Origin of the sequence: Archangium sp. (genome assembly GCF_036389735.1) — a bacterium.
Lineage (GTDB): Bacteria > Myxococcota > Myxococcia > Myxococcales > Myxococcaceae > Archangium.
On sequence record NZ_DASVWK010000872.1, the window covers coordinates 1 to 7,045 of the forward strand.

The window sequence follows — 7,045 nt, forward strand, 5'->3', positions numbered from 1 at the left end:
CGCCCAGGCCATCAATCACCTGCAGGGGGATGAGCACGTACTTGTTGTCGATGAAGGCGAACAGGAGCGCCCGGACGGGCACCAAGAGGAAGGCCACGAGGAAGAGCCTCTTCCTTCCGCGCTCGGCCAGCTTCGAGGCCAGGGGCGCGACGGCAATCATGACGGCCTGGGCAATGGTGATGCAGATCGACAGGTAGAGCGCCGAGTGTTTGACGTTGTCGATTCCCAGCTTCTGGCCGAGCAGCGGCAGCATGGCCCCGTTGGCCACGTTCCACAGGCACATGGAGACGGTGAAGAAGGCGATGTTCCTGTTGGAGAACAGCTCCTTCACGCCGGCGAGGGAGGAGCCACATGGCTTGCGGTCCTCCGAGGCGGCGCGCGCCAGCTCGTGGTCGATGTCCGGCTCCCGGATGAGCAGGGTGGCGGCGATGATGGCGACGCACTGGAAGACGGAGAAGTAGAAGATGCCTTCGTAGGAGATGAACCAGCCGATGAAGATGGCGACCACGGCAGCCAGCATGTTGCCTCCGTGGTTGAAGCTCTCGTTGCGGCCGATGCGCCGGGACAGGCGATCGTGCCCGACCATTCCGAGCGTGATGGCCGCCACGCATGGGGGAAAGATGGTCTGGACGATCCCCAGGGCGACCTGCGCCCCGGCGATGGGAAGGAGCCGAGGGAAGAAGACGACCGTCAAGCAGGAGAGCGCGACGATTGCCGACGCGACGACGAGCATGAGCCGCTTCCGGCGGGTGTGGTCGATGAAGCCACCCACGGGGGACTGCGCGAGGATGGAGACGAGCCAGGGGATGGCCACCACCATCCCGATGCGGGAGGGGTCCCACTTCTGCTCGGCCAGCAGGTAGACGGACAGATAGACGCCCACCCCGTCCTTCACGTCCGCCATGAAGACGTTGACGAAGTCGAGCCCGCGCAGACTGCGTGCTGAAGCGCCCAACTGGCACCTCCCTTTCTCGTCAAGAGTGGAGCCTGCACCGGGGCCTGTCATCCGGGGGATCACGCGCTCGGAGTCAGCGGCACTCCTTCGTGCAGCCTGCTCGCCCGTGGTGCGACGCTACGCTCAAGCCTGACGCCCAGGCGAAAGGTGGCTTCTCATCCCCCACGGTCTCCAGGGAGCACGAAGACGTCCTGGACACGGCAGCCCGAGGTGCCCCCCACGGCTCCAACGGGGGCGTTGAGTTCGAGCGGCGTGTCCCGCGCCACCGGCCCGTCCACCTCCACCCGGTAGAAGCCCGGGAGCACCCGCACCGGCAACGCGCGTCCGGCCAGCACGGCCCCGGGCACTGGCTCGCCCTCGCGCACGTCCGAGCTTCGCAGCAGCACCGTGACCGGCCCGTCGCTCTCGAAGTGCAACGTGGCACGAGCCGTCGGGTCGCAGAGGTTCCACTCGGAGAACGCGGGCTGGGACTTCGCCGGGAGGGCGTCCCGGCCGGCGCGGGCGTAGAGGGAGAAGCCCTCGAGCGGACTGGCGGTGCGCACCAGCCGCAACAGCACGCCGTGCTGGACGATGAACGCGTTGGGCGCGGAGGCCGGACCGAAGGCCTCGAGTTCCTCGTGGTTGACCACCACCTCGTCCGCCGCGCGGAACCGTTCCAGGTCGAAGGGCGTGCGCTGGTAGTCCCAGTCGACGGGCACCGCCACCACCGTCCCCGGACGCGCGAGCGCGGCATACGGATACGTATGCCAGTAGGTGCCCAGCAACATGCGCACGCCCTGCTCCGGTTGTAGCGCGCGCGCGGTGGCCTCGAGCACCCGTTGCTCGGGCAGTAGAGCGGGCGCGGGCATCCCCAGGTGCGCGACGCCCAGCAGCCCCAGCGCGAGCACCGGCGCCCCCATGTCGGAGGCCCGCGTGCGAGCCAGCAGCGACTCCACCCCCGCCAGCACCACCAGCGCGGCGGCCAGTGCGAGGAAGAGGTGGGTGAGCGAGAGGTAGCGCACGTCGTAGTTGTTGAAGCGCACGTGGTCCACCGCCACGCAGATGGCGAAGTTGGCCACGGCCACACACGCCGCTCCCACCGACAGGGTCAACGCCTCCCAGCCCGCCGGCACCTCCGCCTCCCGCGCTCGCCGCCACGCCCGCACGCGCAGCACACAGAAGGCCCCCACCGCCCCCACCGCCAGCACCACCGCGAGTGTCCAGCCCGACCGGCGCCATACGTCCGCCAGGGCGAGGGCGTTGTCGAGCAGGTGCCCCTCATCCAGCTGTACCAGCGTCCGGTGGTCGTTACCGAAGGCGCGCCGCACGACGCGGTGGTAGCGCCAGCGCAGGGTGCGCTCGCCCGCGATGCCCACGGCCACCATCAACCCCACGGGGACGGAGCGCCACAGCCGCTCGCGCCAGGACTCGGCGCCCCTCCGGCCCAGGAGTTCCACCCCGAGCAACAGCAGCAGCAGCGGGCCGCTCGTGGGGGACATCCACACCGAGAGGAAGGCCATCACCCCCAGCCCCACGAGCCTCCTGCCCGGCCGCTCGGGTGTCAGCATGAGCGAGTGCATCAACCCCCAGGCGCAGCCCAGCGTCAGCACCTGCCAGGGGTAGGGTTGCCCGACGTAGAAGAAGCTGGAGAAGACGCCCGGGTTCGTCACGGCCACGAGCGCACAGGCCGCCGCCGCCACCAGCCCCACACGCCGGACGAGGAGCGCCAGGGGCACGCCGGCCAGGAGCGCGGCGGTCGCTTGCACCTGGAACATCCGTGACATCGTCCAGTCGAAGCCACCGACCCAACCCGCCAGCCGCTGGAGCAGGAAGGGCCAGGCGCCGAGACGATCCTGCCCGAAGTAGTAGGCGTCGAAGAGCCAGATGCCGGAGGAGCCATTCGCCATCAGCACGGGAATGGCCATGTCCCCGTCGAACACCCGGATGTGGACGCTGCCCGGCTGGAAGCTGGAGAAGCTCCGGACGAGCAGCCCTCCGAGCAGGGCGACGAAGAGAGCGCGAAGGAGTCCGGCGACGGGCGGGCGCACGAGGGCGGCGAAATTCTCCCGCGAGGACCCGGGAGTCAATGGCTCAAGCGCGCGGGTGCGCGGCGTCGTAGACGGCCTGGAGTTGCTCCCAGCTCACGTGCGTATAGCGCTGGGTCGTGGAGAGGCTCGCGTGGCCCAGCAGTTCCTGGATGCTGCGGATGTCCGCCCCGCCCCCCAGCAGGTGCGTGGCGAACGAGTGGCGCAGCGCGTGCGGGCTCACCTTGCGCTGGAGCGCGCACTGCACCACGTACGCGTCCAGGTGTCTTCCGATGCTGCGCGGCGTCAGCCGGCCCCCGAGGTAGTTGAGGAAGACCGCCTCCGGATCCTGCTCCGGCCGAGGCACCGCCAGCAGCTCGCCCCGGCGCGCCAGGTACGCCTCCAGCGAGCGGATGGCCTGCGCGTTCACCGGCACCAGGCGCTCCTTGCTGCCCTTGCCCATCACCCGGACGATGCGCCCGCTCCGGTCCACGTCCAACAGGTTCAGCCCGCACAGCTCGCTGATGCGCAGGCCGCCGCCGTACAGCATCTCCAGGATGGCCTTGTCCCTCAGGCCCAGCACCGTCTTCTGCGACGGCATCTCCAGGATGGCGAACATCTCGTCGACGGGGAGCACCTTGGGCAGGCTCTTGGGCAGCTTGGGGCTCTTCACCAGCTTGGCCGGGCTGCCCGGCAGCAACTTCTCCCGCACGAGGTACTTGTAGAAGCTCTTGATGCTCGCGAGCCGCCGCGAGCGGCTGGAGGCCGCGAGGTCCACCGCCAGCGTGCCCAGGTAGCCGCGGATGGCCGCGTGCGTGGCCGCCAGCAGCGACAGCTTCATCCGCTCGACGAGGTAGCGCTCGAAGTCCACCAGGTCGATGAGGTAGTTGCGGATGGTGTGCGGGCTCGCGCCCTTCTCGTTCTCGAGGTGGACGCGGAACTTCTCCAGCAGCGGCGACAGCGGCTCGTTGCTCATGGGCGGCCCCAGCGTAGACGGACCCGGGCCGCCCGCAAGCTTCTCACGGCTTCGCGGGAGCCACGTACACGCCGGCGTTGGCGCCCTTCAGCACGTACACCGCCAGTGAGTCGTCCTGACCCGCGAAGTGCGCGGGCACCTGGGCCCCCTGGTCGAGCGTCTTCCGCGCCTGCGTCTTCACATCGTAGATGGCCACGTCATAGGCGTCCGAGTCCATCCGCGCCGAGGTGGCCAGCACCCGGGCCCCATCTCCGGACAGCTTGTAGCTGAAGATGCCCTGGAGCCAGGTCTGGGCCTGGGCCTGCTCGGCCTGGGGCAGCGCCAGCGCCTTGAAGTCGCACGCGCGGCCCTCGCGGATGCAATTCGAGCGGAAGACGAGCGTCGAGTCCGGAGTGAAGCTGTAACCAAAGACACCCGGGTGGGCCTTCCGCGCCTTCTCCGCGCCCACCTGGTACAGCATCAGGTCCACCGAGTAGATGGGCTTGAGGATGCGCGAGAGGAACGCCACGTGCTTCCCGTCCTTGCCCCAGACGAAGTTGGGCACGCGGCTGCCCACCAGCTTCGGCTCGCCATCCGGCAGCGCCACCACGCCCATCAGCCCCGCGCCCGCGGGCAGGTCGTACTTCGCCAGGAAGCCCAGCGCCTGGGAGTCCGGCGAGAAGGCCAGCTCCTTCACGCGCTCGCCCACCTTGCGCCCCGGCTCGCCCGAGGCCGGGCCCACGTACAGGTCACCGAGCTGCTCCGGCTTCACGCCCTCGGTGCGCGCCAGCCACTTCGAGTCCGGCGAGAAGCTGACCACCGACGAGCCCGTGGCCACCTTGCGGCCCTTCAGCGCCGGCAGCTCCGCCGCGTACAGGTCATACGTGCCCGGCACCGTCGTGCTGCGCACCTGCCACGCCACGCGCTTGGAGTCCGGCGACAGCACGTAGTCGCCCACCTGGTCCGCCAGCTTGAGCGGCTCGACCTTCTTGTCCGGGGGGCTGTCCACCGGCACCGCCAGCAGCCCGCCAGCCGCCACCAGCTTCCGCTTGAGGAAGAGCGTCGTGCCGTCCGGGGAGAAGCCCGCCGTGGACACCTCGCCCGCCACCGGGCGGAAGGGCCCCGCCGGCAGCACTCCCAGCTTCAGCACCCCGCCGTCCACGAAGGCCAGCTTCGTGCCGTCCGGGCTCGGCACGAAATACGACACCGCGTCTCCGAGCTTCTGGGGCTCGGCGCTCGGGTCGCTCAGCGCCAGCACGTGCAGCACGCCGGACTGGGCCGCCACGTTGTACCCGGTGAGGAACATCACGTGCTTCGAGTCCGAGGTGAAGAGCTGGCCTCCGGGCACGTTCGTCACCCCGTCGCCCAGCTTGCGCGGCACGCCGCCCGTCACCGGCACCAGGTAGAGCGTGCCCAGCCGCATCTGGGGCGGGATGCCCTCCAGGATGGGCTTGTGCGTCTTCTGGAGGTACGTGGCGAACTGCCCGTCCTCGGTGACGCGCAGGTCCTCCGCGGGGCCCTCGGCCAGCATCACACCCTGCCCGCCCACGGCCGCCGCGGCCCGGGCGCTCCCCTTGCCTCCCTCGGCCTTCGCGTCACTGCGCTTGCACCCCACCAGCGCGAGCCCCATCAGGGCGCCCATCACCACGGTTCGTCGAAGCATCATGCGCTCCTCTGGTGCTCCTGCGTGGGAGGCACGCTCGGCAGCCACGTGGCGAGATCCGCCCGCGCCCGCTCCGCGTACTTCGTCCGCTTGTCCGCCTTCTTCACCCGTCCCGGCAGCGGCGGGAACAGCCCGAAGATGATGTTCGAGGGCTGGTAGTCGTAGTCCGGCGGATGCGCCTCGCCCGTCACGTGCCGGTAGAGCGACCCCAGCGCCGTCGTGGCCGGCGGCGGCACGAACTCGCGCCCCGTCAGCTTCGCGTACACCGCCAGCGCCGTCAGGTAGCCGCACGCCGCCGACTCCACGTACCCCTCCACGCCGGTGATCTGCCCCGCGAAGTGGATGCGCGGCTCCGCCTTGAGCGACAGGTCGCTGCCCAGCAGCCGCGGCGAGTCGATGAAGGTGTTGCGGTGGATCTGCCCCATCCGCAGGAACTCGGCGTTGGCCAGGCCCGGGATACAGGTGCTGAAGATTCGCTTCTGCTCGCCCCAGGTGAGGCGCGTCTGGAAGCCCACCATGTTCCACGACGTGCCCGCCTTGTCCTCCATGCGCAGCTGCACCACCGCGTAGGGCTCCTGCCCCGAGCGCGGATCCTTCAACCCCACCGGCTTCATCGGCCCGTAGGCCAGCGTCTCCACGCCTCGATCGACCATCACCTCGATGGGCAGACACCCTTCGAAGTATTTGGGTTCCTCGAAACTGTGCGGCTGGAGCTTCTGGCCCGCCTTCACCTCGGCGATGAACCGGTAGTACTCCTCCTGGTTCATCGGCAGGTTGATGTAGTCGTCCCCGCCGCCCTTGCCGTAACGGCTCGCGCGGAAGGCGATGTCCATGTCGATGGAGTCTCCCGACACGATGGGGGCGATGGAGTCGTAGAAATAGAGCTTCTCCCCCACATAGCGCTCGAGCTCCTTCGTCAGCGCGTCCGAGGTGAGCGGCCCGGTGGCCACCACCACCAGGCCCTCGGGCAGCGCATCCACCTCGCCCGGCACCACCTCCACGCCCGGGGCCTCGAGCACCGAGCGCGTCACCGCCGCCGAGAACACCTCGCGCTCCACCGCCAGCGCGTCTCCAGCCGGCACCCGCGTCGCGTCCGCGCAGCCCAGGATGACCGAGGACAGCATGCGCAGCTCCGCGTGCAGCAGGCCGATGGCGCTCTCCGGATTGTCCGAGCGCATGGAGTTGGAGCACACCAGCTCCGCGAACTGGTCCGTCTTGTGCGCGGGCGAGCGCCGGTGCGGCTTCATCTCCCGCAGCGTCACCGGAACCCCGCGCCGGGCGAGCTGGTACGCGCACTCGCTGCCCGCCAGCCCACCACCAATCACCGTCACCCGCTGAAGCTTCACGTCCCGCATCATTCTCTCCGGGGGCCGGTTCTCCTCGGCCCGTCCGGCAACTGTTAGCAGGAGCGCGCCGCCCTTTCCCACCCTTCTTCCCAGTCCCCCGCCCCCCGGTGTCCCCCTCCCGGG

General features: G+C 69.7%; 5 protein-coding genes. All 5 read right to left on the bottom strand.

What is annotated here, in order from left to right:
• Positions 1-955: MFS transporter (locus VF794_RS31345; RefSeq protein ID WP_331116788.1), on the bottom strand; the 955-nt coding region annotated here is incomplete at its 3' end.
• A 155-nt stretch (positions 956-1,110) separates the two neighbouring features.
• On the bottom strand, positions 1,111-2,982 hold the full coding sequence (locus VF794_RS31350; protein WP_331116789.1) for a hypothetical protein: 1,872 nt from the start codon (positions 2,980-2,982) through the stop codon (positions 1,111-1,113).
• Between the two features lie 43 nt (positions 2,983-3,025).
• Positions 3,026-3,934: a tyrosine recombinase XerC gene (locus VF794_RS31355; RefSeq protein ID WP_331116790.1), complete on the bottom strand. Its 909-nt coding sequence runs from the start codon at positions 3,932-3,934 to the stop codon at positions 3,026-3,028.
• 43 nt (positions 3,935-3,977) lie between these two features.
• On the bottom strand, positions 3,978-5,579 hold the full coding sequence (locus VF794_RS31360) for a gliding motility protein (protein ID WP_331116791.1): 1,602 nt from the start codon (positions 5,577-5,579) through the stop codon (positions 3,978-3,980).
• Complete coding sequence (trmFO, locus tag VF794_RS31365) at positions 5,576-6,931, bottom strand: methylenetetrahydrofolate--tRNA-(uracil(54)-C(5))-methyltransferase (FADH(2)-oxidizing) TrmFO (protein ID WP_331116792.1); 1,356 nt, start codon at positions 6,929-6,931, stop codon at positions 5,576-5,578. The genes VF794_RS31360 and trmFO overlap by 4 nt, the downstream gene beginning before the upstream one ends.
• Positions 6,932-7,045 lie beyond the last annotated feature (114 nt).

What these genes read in the sequence shown, in the direction of transcription:
- VF794_RS31355 (WP_331116790.1), bottom strand. Translation starts at nt 3,934, where the DNA reads ATGAGCAACGAGCCGCTGTCGCCGCTGCTGGAGAAGTTCCGCGTCCAC.
- VF794_RS31360 (WP_331116791.1), bottom strand. Translation starts at nt 5,579, where the DNA reads ATGATGCTTCGACGAACCGTGGTGATGGGCGCCCTGATGGGGCTCGCG.
- trmFO (WP_331116792.1), bottom strand. Translation starts at nt 6,931, where the DNA reads ATGCGGGACGTGAAGCTTCAGCGGGTGACGGTGATTGGTGGTGGGCTG.